The organism is Azoarcus indigens (assembly GCF_004361735.1).
GTDB classification, from domain to species: domain Bacteria; phylum Pseudomonadota; class Gammaproteobacteria; order Burkholderiales; family Rhodocyclaceae; genus Azoarcus; species Azoarcus indigens.
Genome location: NZ_SNVV01000021.1, coordinates 55,027 through 75,848 on the forward strand (window position 1 = coordinate 55,027; position 20,822 = coordinate 75,848).

The 20,822-nt window shown below is 67.0% G+C and carries 13 protein-coding genes; 5 read left to right on the top strand and 8 right to left on the bottom strand.

Annotated elements, in window-relative coordinates:
- Positions 1-9 precede the first annotated feature (9 nt).
- Positions 10-1,563, bottom strand: coding sequence for a hypothetical protein (locus C7389_RS19440; RefSeq protein ID WP_133594318.1), 1,554 nt, complete (start codon positions 1,561-1,563; stop codon positions 10-12).
- Between the two features lie 133 nt (positions 1,564-1,696).
- Positions 1,697-2,116, bottom strand: a complete 420-nt coding sequence (locus tag C7389_RS19445; RefSeq protein ID WP_133594319.1) for a hypothetical protein — start codon at positions 2,114-2,116, stop codon at positions 1,697-1,699.
- A 988-nt stretch (positions 2,117-3,104) separates the two neighbouring features.
- Between C7389_RS19445 and C7389_RS19450 the strand changes: the two genes are divergently transcribed.
- Positions 3,105-5,669, top strand: a complete 2,565-nt coding sequence (locus C7389_RS19450) for an EAL domain-containing protein (RefSeq protein ID WP_133594320.1) — start codon at positions 3,105-3,107, stop codon at positions 5,667-5,669.
- A gap of 91 nt (positions 5,670-5,760) precedes the next feature.
- On the opposite strand, the gene C7389_RS19455 is transcribed toward C7389_RS19450, so the two are convergent.
- Positions 5,761-6,042, bottom strand: a complete 282-nt coding sequence (locus C7389_RS19455; RefSeq protein WP_133594321.1) for a hypothetical protein — start codon at positions 6,040-6,042, stop codon at positions 5,761-5,763.
- A gap of 296 nt (positions 6,043-6,338) precedes the next feature.
- On the opposite strand from C7389_RS19455, the gene C7389_RS19460 reads away from it, so the two are divergent.
- The gene (locus tag C7389_RS19460; protein WP_133594322.1) at positions 6,339-7,610 is read left to right on the top strand and encodes a bifunctional O-acetylhomoserine aminocarboxypropyltransferase/cysteine synthase; all 1,272 of its coding nucleotides are present in this window, start codon (positions 6,339-6,341) and stop codon (positions 7,608-7,610) included.
- Between the two features lie 73 nt (positions 7,611-7,683).
- On the opposite strand, the gene C7389_RS19465 is transcribed toward C7389_RS19460, so the two are convergent.
- Together C7389_RS19465 and C7389_RS19470 are read right to left on the bottom strand one after the other, a co-directional pair.
- Positions 7,684-7,989: a 4a-hydroxytetrahydrobiopterin dehydratase gene (locus C7389_RS19465; protein ID WP_281275400.1), complete on the bottom strand. Its 306-nt coding sequence runs from the start codon at positions 7,987-7,989 to the stop codon at positions 7,684-7,686.
- 28 nt (positions 7,990-8,017) lie between these two features.
- Entirely contained in the window at positions 8,018-11,665 is a 3,648-nt protein-coding gene (locus C7389_RS19470; protein WP_133594324.1) for a DUF748 domain-containing protein, read from the bottom strand.
- A gap of 165 nt (positions 11,666-11,830) precedes the next feature.
- Here C7389_RS19470 and C7389_RS19475 point away from each other — a divergent pair, with 165 nt between their 5' ends.
- A complete protein-coding gene (locus C7389_RS19475) occupies positions 11,831-13,048 on the top strand; it encodes a BaiN/RdsA family NAD(P)/FAD-dependent oxidoreductase (RefSeq protein WP_133594325.1) in 1,218 nt (405 codons plus the stop codon).
- A gap of 116 nt (positions 13,049-13,164) precedes the next feature.
- A complete protein-coding gene (locus tag C7389_RS19480; RefSeq protein WP_133594326.1) occupies positions 13,165-13,974 on the top strand; it encodes a UDP-2,3-diacylglucosamine diphosphatase in 810 nt (269 codons plus the stop codon).
- On the opposite strand, the gene C7389_RS19485 is transcribed toward C7389_RS19480, so the two are convergent.
- Positions 13,971-15,188 carry an MFS transporter gene (locus C7389_RS19485; RefSeq protein WP_211168499.1) on the bottom strand — a complete coding sequence of 406 codons (1,218 nt, stop codon included), beginning with the start codon at positions 15,186-15,188 and terminating at the stop codon, positions 13,971-13,973. The genes C7389_RS19480 and C7389_RS19485 overlap by 4 nt on opposite strands.
- A 303-nt stretch (positions 15,189-15,491) precedes the next feature.
- On the opposite strand from C7389_RS19485, the gene C7389_RS19490 reads away from it, so the two are divergent.
- On the top strand, positions 15,492-16,673 hold the full coding sequence (locus tag C7389_RS19490) for an amidase (protein WP_211168500.1): 1,182 nt from the start codon (positions 15,492-15,494) through the stop codon (positions 16,671-16,673).
- A 142-nt stretch (positions 16,674-16,815) separates the two neighbouring features.
- Here C7389_RS19490 and C7389_RS19495 read toward each other — a convergent pair whose 3' ends face one another.
- On the bottom strand, positions 16,816-17,076 hold the full coding sequence (locus tag C7389_RS19495) for a PAAR domain-containing protein (RefSeq protein ID WP_133594328.1): 261 nt from the start codon (positions 17,074-17,076) through the stop codon (positions 16,816-16,818).
- 18 nt (positions 17,077-17,094) lie between these two features.
- On the bottom strand, positions 17,095-20,811 hold the full coding sequence (gene tssM, locus C7389_RS19500; protein WP_133594329.1) for a type VI secretion system membrane subunit TssM: 3,717 nt from the start codon (positions 20,809-20,811) through the stop codon (positions 17,095-17,097).
- Between the last annotated feature and the right edge of the window lie 11 nt (positions 20,812-20,822).

The following is a 20,822-nucleotide window of genomic DNA, read 5'->3' on the forward strand; positions in this document are numbered from 1 at the left end:
TCAGCCGCCTCACCCCGCCAGCGGCACGGGCTCCGGCAGCGGCAACTCATCACCCTGCTTGATCATGAAAACCTGGTAATGCACCGCCTGGGCAAGCAGGCGCAGGGCGCGCACGCTTACCAGCCGCTGGCCGTCGGCCAGCAGGAACTCGCGCTGTGGCTGGAAATGGCGGCCCGGCATCAGCAGTACCCGGCCACGGCGCAGGCGCAGCGCCATCTGGTAGCGGCCGTTGGGATGCGAGATCACCGGCATCACCCTCACCGCCTCCGCCTGCGCGCCGACGAACTCGACGCCGCAACGCAGCTGCAGCCCCTCGCCGGAGAAGCCGACCCAGCGCACCAACCCGGGCCGCCAGGCACCGCCAGCCTCACGCAGCATCACCAGCTCGCCCGCGCGCAGCGGCTGCTGCGGCGCCTCGCCTTCCAGCTGCACGCCGGAACTGCTCTCGTTGCACACCTGCAGCATCGCCGGCGTTTCATCTTCTCCGGCGCCCTCCAGCTCCAGCGGTAGTCCCTGGAAGGCCAGCGACGCCTCGCCCGCCTCTGCCTGCAGTGCCCGCCAGCAATGCGCCAGGCCCACCCTCAACTCCACTTGCATCAAGCGCAACTGGCGCCGGCGCGGGTGACGCCGCCGCGGCGGACTCAGCCATTCCCGCTGCAAGCGCAACAGCAACTGCAACTCCTGGGGAGAGGCGAACTCGCCGTTCTGCAGCGTCGCCATCCGTGCGCTCAGGGCGCGGCTCACCGGTGCCAGATCCACCAGCCACCAGCTCGCCTCGGCGCCGCCGACTGGCAGCTCATCCACGAACTGCGGCGGCAGATCGGCGTCATCGCGGAAAACGAAGGCACCCGGAATGTCCGGCACATCGCGGATGCGCTGCAGGCGCAAGCCGGGCGCCTCGCGCTCCACCAGCGCGATCAGGTTCTCTATCCATTGCGGGTCCAGCCGATTGGCCGCGTTCATGCCCAGCAACAGGATGCGACGGTACAGCTCGCCCAGCCGAGCACCGTCGCTGCCGCCGCCATCCGGCTTGCGATAACGCTCCCACCCCTGTTCGGCGATGCAGGCGAAAAGCTGGTGGCAATCGCGCCAGAAGCCGTCCGGCAGGGCGCTGTAGCTGCGCGCATGGGCACACTGCAGGCGCCAGGCGCTGAGCAGCGCACCCGCCAGCGCCTGGCGCACCGGGCTGCGCCGGAAGAAGCGGCCCGCGTCGCGGCCAAGGTCCACCGCCACCCGCTTGTAACTGGTGTGTAGGCAAAGCAGCAGTTGCTGCGCCAGCACCGCCGCATGGCGTGCCGCCAGCACCGAGGCCGCGGGTCCGGCACGCGCGGCGTCCAGCAGCGGCGGCAGCACGCTCTGCAGAGCGTGTTCATGCTGTTGCAGCATCTGCAGGCGGGCTCCGGGGTCGGCGGTGAACATCACCGGCGCTTCCAGCGCGTCGAGCAGTTCCATGCCGTCGACGATATGCGCCGACTCCCTGCCGCCGTAAGCCGGCGGCATCGCCACCCCATCCTCGTCCAGCAAGGGCTGTCTGGTCAGCGAAGCCAGGTTGAGTCGAATCATGATGGCGCGGCTTCCGGTTACGGCGGGATTTCCTGCAAAGGAAAGGGCGACCACCGCCGGCGATACTTAATCCGGCCGTGGTCGCCCCAGACCGCGGCCGGGAAAGCGACCGCTGTCGCAGCTGCAGCGGTGCCTACTTCTTGCTCTTGCCCTTGGGTACCACCGGCAGCGCATTCAGCAGCGCCAGCAGTTCGCCCTTACCGCGCGTCGCCAGCAGGCTCAGGCCGGCGCGCAGCAATTCGGACTTGGTGCTCTCGCGGCCGGCCTTCAGCAGATCCGCCCGCAACTGCTTGAGCTGCGCATGCTCATGCTTGGGCAGGGAGAAAGAATCCCGCACCACTTTCTCCCGCTTGCCCGCCTTGCCAGCCTTGGCCTTGTCAGCCGGCTTGGCCTTTGTGACCACGCCCGCCTCCGCGGCCTGCGCCTTGACCGGGGTGGCGGGCTGCGGCCTGGCAACGCCTGCAGTCTTGACCACCTTGCCGCTCTTCGCCGAGGCCCCTGCAGACGTAGATGCCTTCTTGGCCGTGCTGGTGGAAGCGGCGGGCTTCTTCACTGCGGCAGCCTTGCCCGCGGTGGCAGCCGCAGTGACCGGCTTGCCCACGGCGGCGGCAGCCTTGGCGCCATTGCCGGAGGCTGCCTTGGCTGGCGCCGGGGCAACCGGGGCAGCCGTTTTGGATCCAGGTGTCGACGTGGCTTGAACCGCGGGTTTCACCGCCGGCTTGCCCTCGGCGCCGTTGGGCCGCGCCTTCGCCGCCCGGGGCGCCGGCTTGGAGGAGGCTCCGGCAGCGGGCTTGGATGAAGTCTTGGAGTTGGGTTTCGCGGCCGGCGTGGCGGCAGCCGTGGAAGGGAGCTTGGGCGTGGCCTTGCTCGCGGGCATCTTGGAGGCTGCCGGTTTTGCTGCGCTACGCCCGCCCGTGGCAGGCTTGCCTGCGGCGGGCTTGGCCGGGCTGGCTTTGGCCGGCACGGCTGTGGTCGCCGCCTTCGTCCCCGCAGCTTTGACCGCCACTGCAGCGGCAGGCTGAGCCGCAGCCGGCGGCCTCACCTGGCCGGCCTCCACAGGCTTGGTTCCTGCACCCTGGACCGCAGCATCCGCCGCCTTGGCCGCTGGCGCCCCCGCCTTCGCTGTGGCCGGCTTGCCCGCCGCCTTTGCTGTGGCCGGCTTGCCCGCCGCCTTCACTGCCGCATCCGCCTTTGGCGCAGCAGGCCTGGGGCTGGCCGGCCGCTTCTTCGCGGTCGCGGTGCCCGCCTGCTTGTCCTGTCCTGCGGCCTGCTCCGCCGCCTTGCCATTCTCCGCTGCCATGTCAGCTCTCCTGTGATTCCTTGCCTTAGGTCTATCCGGTCCGATTCCCCTTTAGCCTGACGGCATGGATCGGGCGGAGCCAGGGATGGGGTAATACCATAAGGCCGAAAACCGGCGCTACCTTGCCCCGCAGCAATGCGTGCGACAGGGCTTTTGAGGACGGCCTGGTTTTGATATTTCGCAAATGCGAAGCATCTCCCCCTCGCTAGTCTTCCGGCCTACCCAAACCGGAATAGCGCGCATGAATCTCAGAGGCTTCATCCTTGCCACCTCCGCCGCCGTCGGCATCGTTTTCCTTGGCGGCAGCTGGTTGGCGATAGGCCAGGCCTTCGATTCCGCGTTCAGCACCCACGCCCGCAGCCAGGCGAACGAGGCCGCCCGCCTCAGTTTCGCCGCCATGTACGTCGTCATGAGCCAGGGCTGGAGCCGCGCCCAGGCGGAAGAGTTTCTTGCCGGCGTGCACGGCGATGGTGTCGGGAATGGCCTGCGGGTCGCCATCTTCCGCGGGCCCGCGGTGGAAGCGCGCTACGGCAGCATCGCCCAGCCGGCGCCCGGCCAGCTCGTGCGGCGCGCCCTCGAATACGGCGAGTCCACCGATAAGCTGGAAGAAGGCGAGTTCCGCAGCGTGCACGCGCTGAAGGCGGAACCCCGCTGCCTCGCCTGCCACGACAATGTCCGCAGCGGCGATGTGCTCGGCGCCATCGAGGTGACCCAGCCCTATGCCAAGGTACTGCAGGACGTGCGCTTCGGCTTCTACACCACCGCGGTGCCCAGCCTGCTGTTCGGCCTGCTGCTGGCGGGCGCGGCGGTGTGGTGGGTCAGCCGCAGGATTGCCGGCAGCGTCAGCGAGGTCGAGCGCAGCCTGGAATCCATCAACAAGGTGGCCGATCTGCGCCATCTGATGCCGCGTGCGCGGCCGGACAGCTTCACCGAGATCGAGCGCATGCACGACGCCATCGCCGGCCTCGCCGCCCGCCTGCGCACCATCGCGGTGGACAAGGACATCCTGCTGTTCGAGATCGGCCTGCTGGAGAAATTCGTCATCACCTCGGAAGTGATACGCGACTGGCGCGCCTACGTCGGCAAGCTGCTGCAGGAGATCAACGCCATCGTCGACGCCCGGGTGTTGTTCTCGGTGTTCCAGATCGACGACGAGCTGTTCGACATCGAGATTTTCTGGCACGCACTGCCGGACGAAGCCATCCGCAAGCACATCGAGCAGACGGTGCACGAGACCCTCCGCGCCGACACCCGCTTCAGCGAACCGGCCACGCTGAACATCCATCACCACTACCCCGACGCCGCAGACAACGCCCCCACCATCAGCAGCAGCGATCTCACGCTGAGGGTGAAATCCTTCTTTGTCGATCGCCCCAAGATCGGCAGCATCGTCGGCATCGGCGTTCATTCCGGTGGCATGTTGGAGCAGACGCACAACCTGGTGATCGACTCCATCCTCTCCACCCTGCTCAACGTGGTGGGCTCCATCAAGGCCATCCACAAGTACACCCGCGACCTGGAGTACTACGCCACCCGGGATCCGCTGACCGACCTCTACAACCAGCGGGTGTTCTGGGAGCTGCTGGGCTACGAGGTGGACCGCTGCCGCCGCCACGACAGCGCCGCCACCCTGCTGGTGATCGACCTCGACAACTTCAAGCTGATCAACGACCACTACGGCCATGCCACCGGCGACCACTACCTGCAGCAGTTCGCCACCGCCATCCGCGATGCCCTGCGCAGCGGCGATGTGCTGGCACGCTACGGTGGCGACGAGTTCGTCGTCATCCTGCCGGAGACCCAGCTCGAACAGGGATACACCCTGGCGCGCCGGGTGCTGGAAACCACCCGCCAGCTGACGGTGGACGCCCCCAACGGCGACGCGATACGCGCCACTGTCTCCATCGGCCTGGCGGTGTTCCCCGACCATGCAACCTCGGCCAAAGACCTCTTCCTGTTCGCCGACAACATGATGTACCGCGCCAAGAACGAGGGTAAGGAACGGGTGGTGCTGCCGACCACCGAGGATGTGATGGCGGTATTCCGTGACGTCTCCGAGATGAGCATGGCGGTGCTGGCGGCGGTGAACGAGCGCCGCGTGATTCCCTTCTTCCAGCCCATCATGGCGGTTCAGTCCGGCGGCATCGCGGCCGTGGAGGTGCTGTCGCGGCTGGAAGTCGGCGGCCAGCTGATGCGCGCCGACCAGTTCATCGAGATTGCCGAGAAGATAGGCGTGATCCATCGGCTGGACGCCATCGTCATCGAAGCCGCGCTGGAGAAGGTGCGCCAGAGCGACTACAGCGGCTACATCTTCTTCAACCTGTCGCCGCGCGCCCTGGTGCTGGCCGAGTTCGCCCGCACGCTGCGCACCGTGGTGCGCAATTCCGGCATCGCGCCGGAACGCATCGTGTTCGAGATCACCGAGCGCGACACGGTGAAGAACCTGTCGCTGCTGGAGCGCTTCATCGTCGACCTCCGCTCGGAGGGCTTCCGCCTCGCCATCGACGATTTCGGTTCCGGCTTCTCCTCCTTCCACTACCTGCGCCGCTTTCCCTTCGACTTCCTGAAGATCGAGGGCGACTTCATCGCCAACATGATCCACAGCGAGCGTGACCGCATCTTCGTCCAGAGCATCACCGAGCTGGCGCGGGCGCTGAAGATCGAAGTGGTGGCGGAATTCGTGGAATCGGCCGAAGTGCTGGCACTGCTGGAGGACTTCGGCATCGACTACGCGCAGGGCTACCACGTGGGCCGGCCGGATCGGGAAATCCTCATCCATCGCCCCCAGCCGGAGGCCAACTACTAGTCACACCCCGGCCAGTTCCGGCCTCCCAAAAAACAAGGCGGCGCTCCCCCGCAGGTGGCGCCGCCTCTTTGCATGGGCTTGCAGCGAACGATCAGGAATCCAGTCTGGCTGCCGCCGGGCAATTGCGCGTGCAGTTCTTCAGACCCTTCTGGCGGTCCACGCACAGGCAGTACTGGCTGCTGTCCCGACACAGGGAATCCGGCACCGGCTCTCCCGGCTCAAAATCCTTCACCCGGGTGACCTTCAGGAAGTGCAGCGCGGCACCCAGCCCTTCGAACAGCGTCAGCCGGCCATCACCGGCATGCAGCCACCGGCTGTCCAGCGACAGCGCGAAGCAGCCATTGCGCTGGCCGCTCACCGGGTGCAACCTCACTCGCGCCTGCTGCCGCAGGGGCGCAAATGCAAACTCAAGCCAAGTAGAAACACGCTCGACAGACTCCATCCCGAGCCCTCCTTCTTATATTGCTACGTCATCTCCGCCAAGCGGGGCCGGCGAAGGGTGTGGAAGGCGTCATTATCCCCGCCAGGAGAAAAGCGGCAATCTGCAGCGCACAAAAAAATACATATTCTTTCAATCACTTCCCGGAAATGCCTTATGCAGTTTTGCTGATTTCGTAATCGAACTGCGTCTGGCTATACTCCGGCCTCATTCCACTTAGAGGAGACACCATGAAACTCGAAACCCTCGCCGTGCATGGCGGCTACAGCCCGGACCCCACGACCAAAGCGGTAGCCGTTCCCATCTACCAGACAACGTCCTATGCGTTCGACGACACGCAGCACGGTGCAGACCTTTTCGACCTCAAGGTGGCCGGCAACATCTACACCCGGATCATGAATCCGACCACCGCGGTGCTGGAGGAGCGCATCGCGGCGCTGGAGGGGGGCATCGCCTCGCTGGCCGTGGCTTCCGGCATGGCGGCCATCACTTACGCCATCCAGACCATCGCCGAAACCGGTGACAACATCGTCTCCGCCGCCACCCTCTACGGCGGCACCTACAACCTGTTCGCCCACACTTTCCCCCAATTGGGCATCGAAGTCCGCTTTGCCGATCATCGTGACCCGGCCGCCTTCGACAAGCTGATCGACGAACGCACCAAGGCGATCTTCTGCGAATCCGTCGGCAACCCGCTGGGCAACATCACCGACTTCGAGCGCCTGGCCGAGATCGCTCACCGCCACGGCATTCCGCTGATCGTGGACAACACCGTGCCCACGCCTTACCTGTGCCGGCCCTTCGAGCACGGCGCGGACATCGTCGTCCATTCGCTGACCAAGTACCTGGGCGGCCACGGCAACTCCATCGGCGGCGCCATCGTCGATTCCGGCAAGTTTCCCTGGGCCGAGCACAAGACCCGCTTCCGCCGGCTGAACGAGCCGGACGTCTCCTACCACGGCGTAACCTATACCGAGGCGCTGGGTGCCGCGGCCTACATCGGCCGCGCCCGGGTGGTGCCGCTGCGCAACACCGGCGCCGCGCTCAGCCCCTTCAACGCCTTCCTCATCCTGCAAGGCATAGAGACGATCGCCCTGCGCATGGACCGCATCTGCGAGAACACGGTGAAAGTGGCGGAATTTCTGCGGGCGCAGGAAAAGGTGGAATGGGTGAATTACGCCGGCCTGCCCGACCACGCCGACCACGGCCTGGTAAGCAAGTACATGGGCGGGCGCGCCTCCGGCATCCTCTCCTTCGGCGTGCGCGGCGGCCGCGAGGCCGGCGCCCGCTTCCAGGATGCGCTGAAGCTGGTGACACGGCTGGTGAACATCGGCGACGCCAAGTCCCTCGCCTGCCACCCGGCCTCCACCACCCACCGCCAGTTGGGGCCGGACGAGCTGAAGCGCGCCGGCGTATCCGAAGACATGGTGCGGCTGTCCATCGGCATCGAGCACATCGACGATATCCGCGCCGACCTGGAGCAGGCCCTCGCCGCGGTCTGAGCCCGGCAGCTCCCGGAAAGCAAAACGGGCGGAGATTTCCGCCCGTTTTGCTTTCCTGCGCCGGCCCTTCCCTTCAGCCGGCCACCGCGTCGATGAAATGCGCCAGCGCGATGTCCTTCTGGGTGAGCCCGCCGGCGTCATGGGTGGAGAGCAGGATTTCCACCTTGTTGTAAACATTGGACCATTCGGGATGGTGGTCCATCTTCTCCGCCTGCAGCGCCACCCGGGCCATGAAGGCGAAGGCGGCGTTGAAGTCGGCGAACTGGAACTTGCGCCGGATCGCCTCCCGGTCCTCATCCAGCGTCCAGGCCGGCAAGGCGCCCAGCGCCTCGTTCCGCTCGGTACTGCTCAAACGTCCGCTCATCTGCTTACCCTCCATGGCAATGGCCGCAGCGCGGCCCACCCGGTCAGCGCAGCGAAAACTGTACCTGCCTGCCCTTGCCGCCGTCGGCCGCCTCGACCTTGGGCGCCAGCAGGAAGACCCGCTCGGGCGCAACGCCGCCCTCACCCAGCAGCCATTCCTTGACGTTCTGGGCACGCGCCTGGGCCAGGCTGCGGAAATTCTCTTCGCTCACCTTGGTGTTGGCCATGATCAGCGCTTCCATCTCCGCCACCGGCAGCGTCTTGGCGAGGCCGATGAAGTTGCGCGGCTTCTCGAACTTGCCTTGGTCGTAGACCTCCTTCAGCAGCGCCGGGTATTCCTTGGCATCGAGCTGGATGTCGTCCAGCGAGGGCGCCTCCTGGCCGCGCTTGACCATGGCCTTCAGCTTCTCCGCCTTCACCTGGCGCTCCATCAGCGTGCGCTTCAGGCCATCCAGGTCGGCCGCCGTATCGGCCTTGCCGGTTACATCCAGGCGCAGCGCCGGCCTGTCCTTCAGCGCCTTGGCGAGGTTGGCCAGCTTCTCCGCCTCCTCGCCGCCCGGTTTGCGTGCGCCCGGCGCGAACTCCACATAGGACAACTCCTCGCCGCCGAACATCGAACCCAGCAGCGAGAACGGCGCGGTAACCGCCTTGCCCACCAGGTTGACCAGCGCCCGCATCACCAGCCCGAACACCGAGAACTGGGGGTCGTCCAGGGTGCCGCTGACCGGCAGGTTGAGGTCGATCTCGCCACGGCCGTTCTTCAGCAGCGACACCGCCAGTTGCACCGGCAGGTTCAGCGCGTCCGGGCTGTCCACCTTGTCGCCGAATGTGAGCTGATCGACGAAGATGCGGTTGGTCGCCGTCAGCTTGCGGTCTTCGATCTTGTAGTTCAGGTCGGCGGACAGCTTGCCCCTCTGGATGCCGTAGCCGACGTATTTGCCGGAGTAGCTGGAGATGCCGGTGAGTTCGAAATCCTTCATCGCCAGCACGATGTCCAGGTAGCGGTCCTGGCGGAAGGGGTTCAGCTCACCCTTCACCGACACCGGCGCGGCATTGTCCACCTTGCCGCTGAGGTCCAGCTTGGCGATGGTGGAAGGATCGGACGACAGCCCGGTCAGTTCCCCGCTCATGCCGGTGAGGTTGGCGTCGTAGTTGGGCCGCACGAAGCGGTCGCTGAAGGCGATGTTGCCGCCGCGGATGCGGATGCGGTTCACCTTGAGCGGCGGCACCTCGGCCGGCGGCGGCACTTCCGCCGTGGCGGTGCCCTTGCCGGGTGCGGCGGCCACCGGACCACTGGCCGGCTCAGCCGCCGGTAGCGGCCCCTGCTGGACCTGCGCGTCCGCCTCGGCGCCCGGCCGGATCTCCCGCAGGTTCAGCTGGCCCTGCTCGTTCAGGATCAGCCGGGTGTAGAAGTCGTTCAGCGCCACATCGCCGATGCCGAGCGAGAACGGCGCCAAGCGGAAGTCGATGGCGGACAGGTTGAGGATGCGCCAGCGCACGAAGTCGGTGGCATTGAGGCGATCCACCGAAGCGAAGTCGGCCACGCCGAGGTCGCCCTGGAAGCGGGCCTCCAGCTCGCCGCCGCGCGCGCTCGCCAATTGCAGCCGGCCCTGGGTGGTGAGATTGCCGCGGGAGATGGCGATCTTGGTCTCTTCCAGTACATAGGGCTGCAGCGGCAGCAGATCCACCTTGCTGAGGTTGAGCTTCAGGTCCGCCTTCAGCGGCTCCAGCCCGAAGGAGCCTTCAACGCCCAGCTTGCCGTTCTTGTTGATGCGGCTGTCGAGGTCGATCTTCGCCACCGCGCCCTTGGTGGTGGAGAGATTCTCGGCCTTGAAACTGAGCCCGTCGGCGGTCATTACCACCGGCTTGCCGGCAGTGCGGTCCTCCAGGCGCAGCGAGCTGCCAGTCAGGCTGAAGCGGCCGATGTTGGCGGTCCAGGCCGGACCACTTGCGCCACCGCTGCTCTTGCCCACCAGGCGCTCGAGATCCAGGCTGCCATCGGCCAGGCGGACGGCGGACACCGAAGCGCCGGAGATGCCAAGCTCGCCCAGCCTGGTGGTACGCGCGGACACATCCACCTCGGCGTCAGCCACCTTCACCGCCGGCACCTTGATCGCCGCGTCCTTGCTGCCCTTCAGCGCCAGGACGAAGTCGCGCAGGGCCACGGTCTCGGCATTCACCTTGATCTCCGGCTCCTTGCCGCCGAGCTTCAGGTGATAACGCAGCGCCGCGTCCAGCTTGGCGTCGCGCAGTTCGCCGCCCGGCAGCGCATCAGCGAAGTAGGCGGCGTAGCGTGCCGGCTGCAGGGTCTCGACCAGCACCGAACCCTCCAGCTCGACATTCGGCGCCAGCCGCAGCTGGTCCTGATGGCTGAACTTCTCGCCGCCGTCTGTGTGGTAATCCAGCCGGATGTCGGCCGGCATGTCGCCGGTGTTGGCAAGGTCGCGCAGATCCAGGTTGATCGCTTCCACCCTGGCCTGGAAGGGTTTCTTGAAGCCTTCATCGGTGAAACGGACCACCCCTTCACGGATGCGCGCCTGCGCCAGCAGGAAGCTGAGCGGCGGGGTATCCGCCGCCGGGGCCGCTTCGGCCTGGGCCGGGGCCTGCTTGGCCGCCGGCTTGCGGCCACCGTCCTTCGCTCCCCTGTCGGCCTTGGGCAGCAAGCCCATCAAGTTCAGCGAACCATCGGCCTGGCGTACCACGTCGATCTCCGGCTGCTGCAGCAACAAGCGGGAGAAATGCCAGCGGTTGGCCAGCGGCTGGACGTCGGCGAACTCCACCCCCAGTTCGCCGATGGAAACGGCGGGCTGGCCCTTCCTGTCCTGCACCACCAGGCCGTTCAGCTGCGCCTGGCCTTTCAGCGTCACCGCCGGCTGGCCATCCGCCGGCTGGGAGAAGCCGACCTCCAGATTGGTGGTCAGCGTGCCCGAGGGGATCAGGAAGCCGGGTTCGAACGGCAGGTAAGCCAGCCAGCGCGACACCTCGAAGTCCTTGAGGACGATGTCGAGCACGGTTTCCCGCGTCTCGCTGAAGGGCTTGCTGCGGCCGGTGAGCACCAGGTCGTCGCCATTGATCTTGGCCGAGAGCTTGGGCTCGACGAAGACATCCACCTTGACCGGCAGGTTGGAGACGAAAGGCACGCCGATGTTCAGTTCGCTGATCTCGTGCTTCAGGCCCTTGGTCTTGTCGTCGATCTCGATCCGGCCGCCATCGACGCTGATATTGCCGATGGAGAAGCGCGTCTCGCCGCTGTCCTCCTCAGGCGGCGTGGCCAGGCGTTCGATGACGTCCGACCAGTTGGTCCGGCCCTCGCCCTCGTTCACCAGGTGCAGGCGGGGGCCGCGCACCGCCAGTTCATGCAGCACCGGCCCGCCCCGCAGCAGGGACTCCAGTTCCAGGTTGGCGCGCAGCAGGTCCAGGGACAGCGCCTCGCCGCCGCCATCGGCCTCCATCACCTTGGCGCCATGCACCTCGGCCGTCAGCGTGAAGGGGTTGAAGCCGATGCGCTCTATGGAAACCTCGCGCCCCAGCTTGTCATTCAATATCTGCACCGCGTAGTGGCGCGCCACCGGGGGCACCACGCCGAAGCCGAGCACCGCAACCGCGGCCACCAGGCCCACTCCCCACTTCGCCGGGCGCACGAACCGCTTCATGCGGGCGGAGGAGATCGGGTCGGGGGTCGATTCAGTCATCAAAACGCTCCATACAGGACTAGCTGTTTTCTGTTCTTGCTTGCCATTGTGGCGGCGCAGGCCGCCCGCGGCCGCCAGTGGCTGCCGCCTCATTCCGGTGTTCTCGATTGCCGCACCGCGGCGCGGCGCGTATTCTGCGCCGCTTTCAACGCTTCAGACACCCACTTGGCTGACCAGACCTTCGACCTCGTCGTCATCGGCGCCGGCGCGGCGGGCATGATGTGCGCCGCTACCGCCGGCCAGCGAGGCCGCCGCGTGCTGCTGTTGGACCACGCGACGAAGCTGGCGGAGAAGATCCGCATTTCCGGCGGCGGGCGCTGCAACTTCACCAATCTCAAGGTCTCGGCGGACAACTACCTGTGCCGCAACCCGCATTTCGTGCGCTCGGCGCTGTCGCGTTACACGCCGCGGGATTTTATCGGGCTTGTGGAGCGCCATGGCATCCGATACCACGAAAGATCCTGGGGCCAGCTTTTTTGTGACGATTCCGCTCAGGAGATCATCGATCTGCTGCGCGCCGAGTGCGATGACGGCCAGGTGAGCTGGAACACGCCGGTCACCATCCAGGCGGTGGAAGCTACTGGCGAGACTGCGCCGGACGCCATCCGCTTCGTGATCACGACTGACGCCGGCCACTATTCCGCCCGCAGCCTGGTGATCGCGACCGGCGGCCTGTCCATTCCCAAGATCGGCGCCACGCCATTCGGCTACCGCATCGCCGAGCAGTTCGGCCTGACGGTGGTGGCGCCGCGGCCGGCGCTGGTGCCGCTCACCCTGCCACCGGAAACCCTCGCGCGGCTGGCGCCGCTGGCCGGCATTTCCTTCGAGGTGCAGGCGCGCTGTGGCCGTGGCGAGTTCCGCGAGGCCGCGCTGATCACCCATCGCGGCCTGTCCGGCCCGTCCATCCTGCAGGTGTCCAGCTACTGGCAGGCACAAGCTTACGAGGATGGCGACTGGGAGGCTGTAGGCCTCAATCTGCTGCCGGACGTGGACGCCGAATCCTGGCTGCTGTCCCATGCGGGCGAGCGCGCCCTGCTCGGCAATCTGCTGGCGGAGCACCTGCCGCGGCGCTTCGCCCATGCCTGGTGCGAACTGCATGGCTGGCAACGGCCGCTCAACAGCTTCCGCCACGCCGAGTTGCGCCAGGTTGCCGCTACCCTCGCCGACTGGCGGCTGGCGCCCTCCGGCACCCAGGGCTACGCCAAGGCGGAGGTCACGCTGGGCGGCGTGGATACCCAGGCGCTGTCGTCCAAGACCATGGAGGCACGCAAGCAGCCGGGGCTGTATTTCATCGGCGAGGTGATGGATGTCACCGGTCACCTCGGCGGCTACAACTTCCAGTGGGCCTGGGCCTCCGGCCACGCGGCCGGCGAGCACGCCTGAGCCGCCCTCCCCCCGGCGCCGCCGCCGGGGCAAGGCGAGCCGTTCCCGCGGCATCGTCATCACCCTGTCACAGCACGGGACCACGCTGGCGGCGTCATCCTGATCGTCCGCCGCAGATGCAAGAAAAGCAGGTCCGCAGCATCTTCCTGTCCGACGTCCACCTCGGCACCCGTGGCTGCCAGGCGGACCGTCTGCTGGATTTCCTGCGCCACTACGAATCGGAGTACCTCTATCTGTTGGGTGACATCGTCGATTTCTGGGCGATGAACCGCAGCATCCACTGGAGCGCCACCCAGAACACGGTGGTGCAGAAGGTGCTGCGGCGCGCACGCAAGGGCACCCAGGTGTTCTTCATACCCGGCAACCACGACGAGGCGCTGCGCGAGTACGTGGGCATTACCTTCGGCGAGATCCGGCTGGAGTCGGACTGGATACACCACACCGCCGACGGTCGTCGTTTCCTGCTGCTGCATGGCGACGAGTACGACCAGGTGACGCGCTACCACCGCTGGGTCGCCGTCATCGGCGATGTCGCCTACAACACCCTGGTGCGGCTCAACACCTGGCTGTCTCGCGCCCGCCGCCGGCTGGGCATCTCCGGCTACTGGTCGCTGGCCGGCTACGCCAAGCGCAAGGTAAAGACGGCGGTGAGCTTCATCTTCGATTTCGAGGATTCCGTGGTGCGCGGCGCCCGCGAGCGCGGCGTGGATGGCGTGATCTGCGGCCACATCCACTGGGCGGCAATCAAGGAAATCGGCGGCATGAGCTACATCAACTGCGGCGACTGGGTGGACAGCTGCACCGCCATCGTCGAGCACTTGGATGGCCGGCTCGAACTGGTGGAATGGAACACCCGGCCGGCCGCTCTGCTGGCACCGCCCAAACCCGTCAGTTCCGAGGAAAACGAGACCGCGCTCGCTGGCTAGACCGGCGCCCGCTTCACCCGCAACAGCGGCAGGTAGGCGCAGAATTGCACCGCCAGCAGACCGCCGAAGGCGATCTTCAGCGCGCAGTCCAGCGCATGCCCGGCAAGCTGCAGTCCATCCAGCGCCAGCCCCATGCCCCACTGCACCGCGAAAGCCCCGGCGAATGCCATCAGGTTCACCGCCGTGCTCACCCGGCCGAACTGCGTCCGCGGGAAGTAGCCGGCGGCCGCCAGGTAAGACTGGGAGTTGACGGCGGAGAACACGCCGAACAGGCACCAGGCCAGCCCCAGCGGCAGGCAATCGGTCAGCAGCGCCAGCTCCACCAGCAGCATGCCGGCGTAGCCCGCCCGCAGTATGGTTGGCGAGCGGATGCCGCTGCGCGCCAGCCGGGTACCGAACAGGCCCATCGCAAGCTGGCCGGCCAGCATGCCGAGGTTGAGGATCAGCAGATAACGGGCCGCCCCCGCCAGCTCCAGTCCGTTGACGTTCATCAGCCAGGGCACCACCCACAGCCCCTGCAAGGCCATGAAGCCGCCGGTGAAGAAGGTCGCCGCAGCGGCGTAGCGCAGGAAGTCCCGCGAACGGAAGATGCCGGCCACCGAAGCCAGCGCGGCAGTCAGCGTGTCCTCGCCGGTATGCGGCGCTTCGTCCGGCAGCGAAATGAAAATCCAGGCCGAGGCCAGCAAGGCGCAGGCGGTGATGCCCCAGAACAGCCCGCGCCAGCCCAGCAGCGGCAACAGTGCCTCCAGCGGCGCGCTGGCCGTCAGCGCGCCCAGCGCGCCGGCGGCCATGATGAAGCCGGTCATGGAGCCTTGGCGCTCCGGCGGGTACCACATCGCAAATCCCTTCAGCCCCGCCATCAGGCAGGCGGACACTCCCAGCCCGAGCAGGCCGCGGGCGAGGCCCAACGAAGTCAGCGAATCGCCGGTAGCGAAGGCAACGCCGCCCAGGGCAGTGACCAGCAGCAGGCTGCCCTCCACCCGCCGCGGACCGTAGCGGTCCAGCGCGATGCCGATCGGAATCTGCATCAGGCCGAAGGCGACGAAGTACGCGCTGGTCAGCAGGCCCAACTGGGAGGCGGACAACCCGAGCTCCAAGGAGAGCGCCGGCGAGATCACCGCATTCACGGTGCGCAGCAAATAGGAGAGGTAGTAACCGAGCGCGAAGGGCAGGAAGATCCGGCCCCAGGCACCGGGAAGCTGAGCGGACGACATCGGAACTGGAAGGCTGCAAAAGGGGTGAAAAGGGTGAAAGGGGCGCATTCTGCCTGCCGTTGCGGGGCCTGGGTCAACCGCGATGACCAGCGTCTTTCTCCCCTCCCCGCCCGGCGCCGCAAAACAGCAATCGCGATGGCCCGCTCCCCGGCTCCGGGAGCGCCCCGAAGGCCTGGCCTCCATTTCATCCCCCGCCTCTCCTTGCGGCGCACAACAACTGAGGCATACCACGCATAATATGCACCGGCACCGCCTGCGCAGGCGGCGTCCGTCCCCAACCGACCCCTCAAGACGGGAGCCCTCATGCTGCTCGAAAAAGACCCCGCCCACGCCTTCATCCCCTACCCGGCAGTGCCGGTCGCGCACGCCCCCACCGGCCCGCTCGCCGGCCTCAGCTTCGGCGTCAAGGACCTGTTCGATGTCGCCGGCTACCCCACAGGGGGTGGCAATCCCCATGTGCTGGCCCTGTCGGGCATCAAGGCCACGAACGCCCCGGCAGTACAGATGCTGCTGGACGCGGGGGCGCGCTTCGTCGGCAAGACCTATACCGACGAACTCGCCTTCTCCATGAGCGGCATCAACGCTCACTTCGGCGTGCCGCGCAATGGCGCCGCGCCGGAGCGCACGCCCGGCGGCTCCTCTTCCGGTTCAGCAGCGGCGGTATCCAACCGGCTGGCGGACTTCGCCATCGGCACCGACACCGGCGGCTCCATCCGCTGCCCGGCCAGCCACTGCGGGCTCTTCGGCCTGCGCCCCAGCCACGGCCGCATTACCCTGGAGGGCAGCCTGGATCTCGCCCCCAGCTTCGACACCCTGGGCTTCTTCAGCCGCGACGTCGCCACGCTGGAGCGTGTCGGCGCCGTGCTGCTGGGCGAGGACACCGCCGCGCTACCCGACACCGTGCGCCTGCTCTACCCGGAAGACGGCTGGAGCCTGCTGGACGGCCCGGTCCGACAGGCCCTGCAGCCCGCCCTGGAACGCGCGGAGGCCGCACTCGGTGGGGCGAGCCTGGTCCGCATGGCCAACGCCGGCATCGACCGCAACTTCTCCGCCTTCCGCCATATTCAGGGTCGCGAAGCCTGGGAAAGCGATGGCGAAATGATAGAGCGGCACGGCCTCGTGCTCGGCCCCGGCGTGCGCGAGCGCTTCGCCTGGGGACGCAGCGTCAGTAACGAGAAGCTGGAAGAAAGCTGGCAGGTGCTGCGGGAGGTCCAGGCGGAGATCGCCGAACTGCTGGGAGAAGACGGAGTGCTGGTGCTGCCCACCATGCCGGACATTGCCCCGCTGCTTACCACCGGGGAGGCGGCGCTGGACGAGTACCGCAACACCTCGATCAGGCTGCTCAGCCTCGCCGGCCTTTCCGGATGCCCGCAGCTGTCGATGCCTCTTGCAACACGCCTGGGCGCACCGCTGGGCCTCTCCTTGATAGGGCCGGCCGGCAGCGACCGCAGCCTCATCGCGCTCGCGGCACGCATCACTGCTTGAGGCACCTTCCGCCTCGTGGAGGGTTCTCACCCTCCGCGCTGGCGCGGCGATCGCTACGCCTGCTGCCGCGGGCAGCGCGAGACCTGGCTCCCCTGTTCCGGGCGCCGCGGCCTGCGGGCCCTCCCCGACGCTACGCCGCTGCTTACTGGTGCACCGCTCCCATGGGGCCGCTCGCGATCAGGCTGGCGCCGCAGGCGGTCTTCATCCCGTGCAAAGCAACCGGCACGCCGTCCACGCTGTAGCAGGCACTGCCTTCGACGATGGGGAATACGCCCTTGCACTTCGGGCAGCTCACCTTGTGACCCAGGCCAGCGATCGGCCGGCCATTGAGGTCGGTCTGGCCGAATCCTTCCAGTACGGTGCCACCGTGATCGGTGGCGTCTCCCTTACGAACGATGTCCATTGGCGAGTTCCTCTTGCCTCATCCGCGCGCCGCGGCTCCCGCGGGCGCCGTGGTCGAACTACCGACCTGTTTCCTGCGCGGCATGCTGTTGTCCATCAACAGCGTTCGCGGCAGCGCAAAGCCCCGGAACAGTTGCTGGGTGAAAGGGTTTTCGCGCTTGTCCGCCGTCACCCGGTAACGCATTCCGCCGTCGCTCGCAAGGAAGCTGAGATCGACCGAGGTCTCGCTGGCGCCGTTGAGCTGGGCCTGACTGAACAACCTGAACATCGACCAGGGGCCGCGGTAAGCCACACCGCTGCTGTTGCCTTCGCCTCCCACCAGGGTGATGCGGCTCTCCCCGCCGCCGCTCGCGCCGCTGAGGGCGTTGGGCCAGATCAGCGCGGTAGGGGCCGTCGCGCCATGGCTGTAACCGATCAATTGGCCCTCGATGTTCAACACGCTGCTGCGCCGGGTAGTCGTCAGGCCCAGGGGCTCGACCGAGAACTGGATCCCCAGGCTGCCCCGGCTGCCAAAGAAGGCATCGCGTATCCGGTCCGCGGCCTGCAACTGCGTCAACAAGTCGGTGCGCAGCAGGTAGCCGCCCAGGCGTTCGGAGTACAAGGCCTCCAGATTGTCTTCGAGGAAGACTTTCAGATACTGCGCCTTGAACTGCTGCAGCTTGCCCTGGGGACCAAAGAAGGCTGCGAAGTCATCCAGGGAGACCTCCTGGCGGCTGCCGGGACTGAAGGGATAGCGCCCAGCCAGACGCTCGTTGTAGAAGCGGTAAACCTCAGCATCCCAGCGCCGCTCCAGCTCGGTCAGCGCCTCTATCATCAGCACCTGGGCCGATTCGTCCGCCAGCTTGCCGACCTGCCTGTTCAAGGGCTGCGGCAAACCGGCGGCGGCGCGGCGAAGGTTGCCTATCGGGTCCGGGCCCTTCAGCGCCAGCCGGTCCAGCACCACGCCCAGGGCTGCCTTGCCGCGATTCGGGCTGTCATGCACGCCCTTCAACTGCTCCTGCACGCTGACGATGAGCTGCAGGGTCTCGTCCAGGTAGGCCGCCTTGTCGCCCTTGGCCGCCAGCAGCCCGGTGAGCGGCGCGAAGCTGCGCACGATGTTGCCGGCCTGCGGCGCTGTCGCCGCCACCAGGGCCCCGGTCACCGCTTCGCTCTTGTCGTCGCCGGCGGCCACCAGGCCCTCGGTATTGTCGCGGACGGTCTCCAGCAGGCGGCGCAGGGGCGCGGCCGGCCCGGTCACGCTGCCCAGCACATTGACGGCCTGATTGATGTCCTCGAAATCCCGCACCTCGAGCCGGTTCAGATTGCGCTGCCAGGTATCGATGTAGTCGCGGTGGTAGATGGCCCGGATGCGATCGGCGAGAGCATCCCGGTCGGCCTGGGAGTAGTCGATGTTGCGCCGCTCGCCCAGCGCCCATTGGTCGATGATCGCCAGGTCTGCCATGCCCTTGCTGTTCGGCTCGAAGTACCGCAGGTAGCCCTTCGCGGTGAGCAGGGCATCTATCCTGCCGTTGGCTGGGGGAAGGCCGTGCTCTTCGGCTGCGCTGGAAGTCTGATACACGATGTCGAAGGCGGGGCCGATCTCGCTGCGCAGGTCCAGCGGCGTGCGCAGCACCTGGCCGGCCTCGCCGCGCATGCTCATGTATACCCGCTGGGGCATCGGGATTTGCCGCAGTTTGTTCTGGACCTGGGCAACCCGTGTCCGGTACTGGGGCAGATCGGTATCCACATGCGCCATCGCGTAATCCAGGTGGCCCTGCAGCGCGAGTTGCACCTCGTTCTCGCCGGGAAAGGCAGACTGCCACTGCTTCGCCATCCATTCCTGCACGATGGGCGAGCGACGGCTCGGCCGCTCCTCGATCATGCGATAGACCCGCAGGGCCGCCAGCTGCGCGTCGCTGCCGGCCTGCGGCGACTCCATGGCGGCCATGACGCCGCCAGCCACCTGGGGCAGGAAGCGCTGGGAAAGCAGCGACATGTAGGCCTCGTCCACCTTGGGTCCGATCTGCCGCCCCGGGTACAGCCCCATGTCCGACACCAGCGGCCAGGACTCGCGGTAATCGCCGAACACCAGGACTGCGCTGCGGATCTGGTTGAGGGGAGCCAGCAGGTTGCGACCGGTGGGGTCCGCGCCGCCGTCGATGACGTGCGCGCCGAAACCGCCGCTGCGCTCCAGCACCATCGCCGTCCTGTCCCGATTCACCGTGTAGTAGTGATACCAGCCGGCGACGACCAGCAGGCTGCCCAGGGCCGCCACGCTGGTGCTCAGGGCCAGCGCCCGCCTTTTTGCCGCGATCACCTTGAGGTTGTCGCTGGCGAGCCCGGCTTCGGGGTAGATGACGGACTGGAACAGCTGCCGGGCGAAATACACCATCGCCCGCCCGCCGGGCTGGGCATCGGCAATCGACGGCGCGATGCCGTAGGTCTGGGCGGCATTGCCGACGAAGGCGTTGCAGAGCAGGCCCTGCTGATAAACCGAAGAGAAGTAGACGCCCCGTGGCAGCGCCGGCGTGGCGTAGCGGTCGCTGCCCAGCACGTCGGCCAGGAAGCCCAGCAGCAGTTGCCGCATGCCGGCCAGCTGGCGGATCAGGCAGAACAGCGCCTCCCGTTCCTCCAGCGCCAGAGCAGCGCTCAGCGCATCGAAGACCTGCTCGTTCAGGTGCTTCAGGAACTCATCGTAGCGCTGCCCCAGTTCAGCCAACCAGGCGTCGTAATCGTGTACCGAGTCCAGCGTGAAGGTGAAGCCGAAGATGTCCTCCCGGACCGCCTTCGGCAGGCGGGCGAAGAAGACCTCGAAGCCTTCGAGGCGGTCGAACTTGCTCAGCACCACGTAGAGCGGCGGCCGCATTCCCAGTTGCCGGCAGAGTTCGGCCAACCGGGAACGCAGCAGGATGGCCAGCGCCTTGCGGTCGCTGGCCGGCAGGCCGAGCAGGCTCACCAGGTCCACCATCAGCACGACGCCGTTGAGCGGACGCCGGCTGCGGTTGCGTGCGAGCCAGCCTATCAGGTGCGACCACAGCCGGGCGTGGGTGCCGGCCGGCAGGTATCCGCCAGTGCTTTCGCCCGGCACGGGTCTTGACCGGTCGAACTCCGGCTCTCCGCCGTGGGCCGCATCATCGTCCCAGGCCATCTCGGCATCCTGTGGCTGGCTGACGAACTCGCCGGGCGGGTCTATCAGTACTGCCTCGTTGCCCATCCACCAATCCACCGGATAGGCCAGATCAGGATCATCCAGCAGGCGGCCGCTGCCGGCCTTGACCTCGCCGGTGAGGGAGAAGCTCTGATTGCTGCGGTTGATGAGGCTGGTCTTGCCGGTGTTTTCCTGCCCAAGTACCAGGTACCACGGCAATCGGTAGAGCGCGTTCCGTCCCTCCAGGTTGGCACGCAGCATGGCGAGGCTACGGTCCAGCGCACGCTCCTGCGCATGGACGTAGCGCAGGCAAGGGTCCTGGGCACGCTGCACATCCTGCTGCCGTTCGGCCTCCAGACGGCGGTTGCGCCGCTGCAGCCGTAGCGCCCACACCAGCAGGGGAAGCATGAGCAGGACCACGGTTGCCAGCACGCGGGCGGCCAGGCTCTCGAGCGGGTGATGATCGCGCCAGATCAGTTGCGGCCCCAGCCACCACAGGGCGATCAGCAGGAATGCCAGCCCGAGCAGCAGCAGCAAGGGCATTCCCTGCCCGACCCAGCGCAGTGCAGGCAGGCCGACGCGCTTCAGGAAAGACCAGTTCTTCCACATATCGAGTTCCC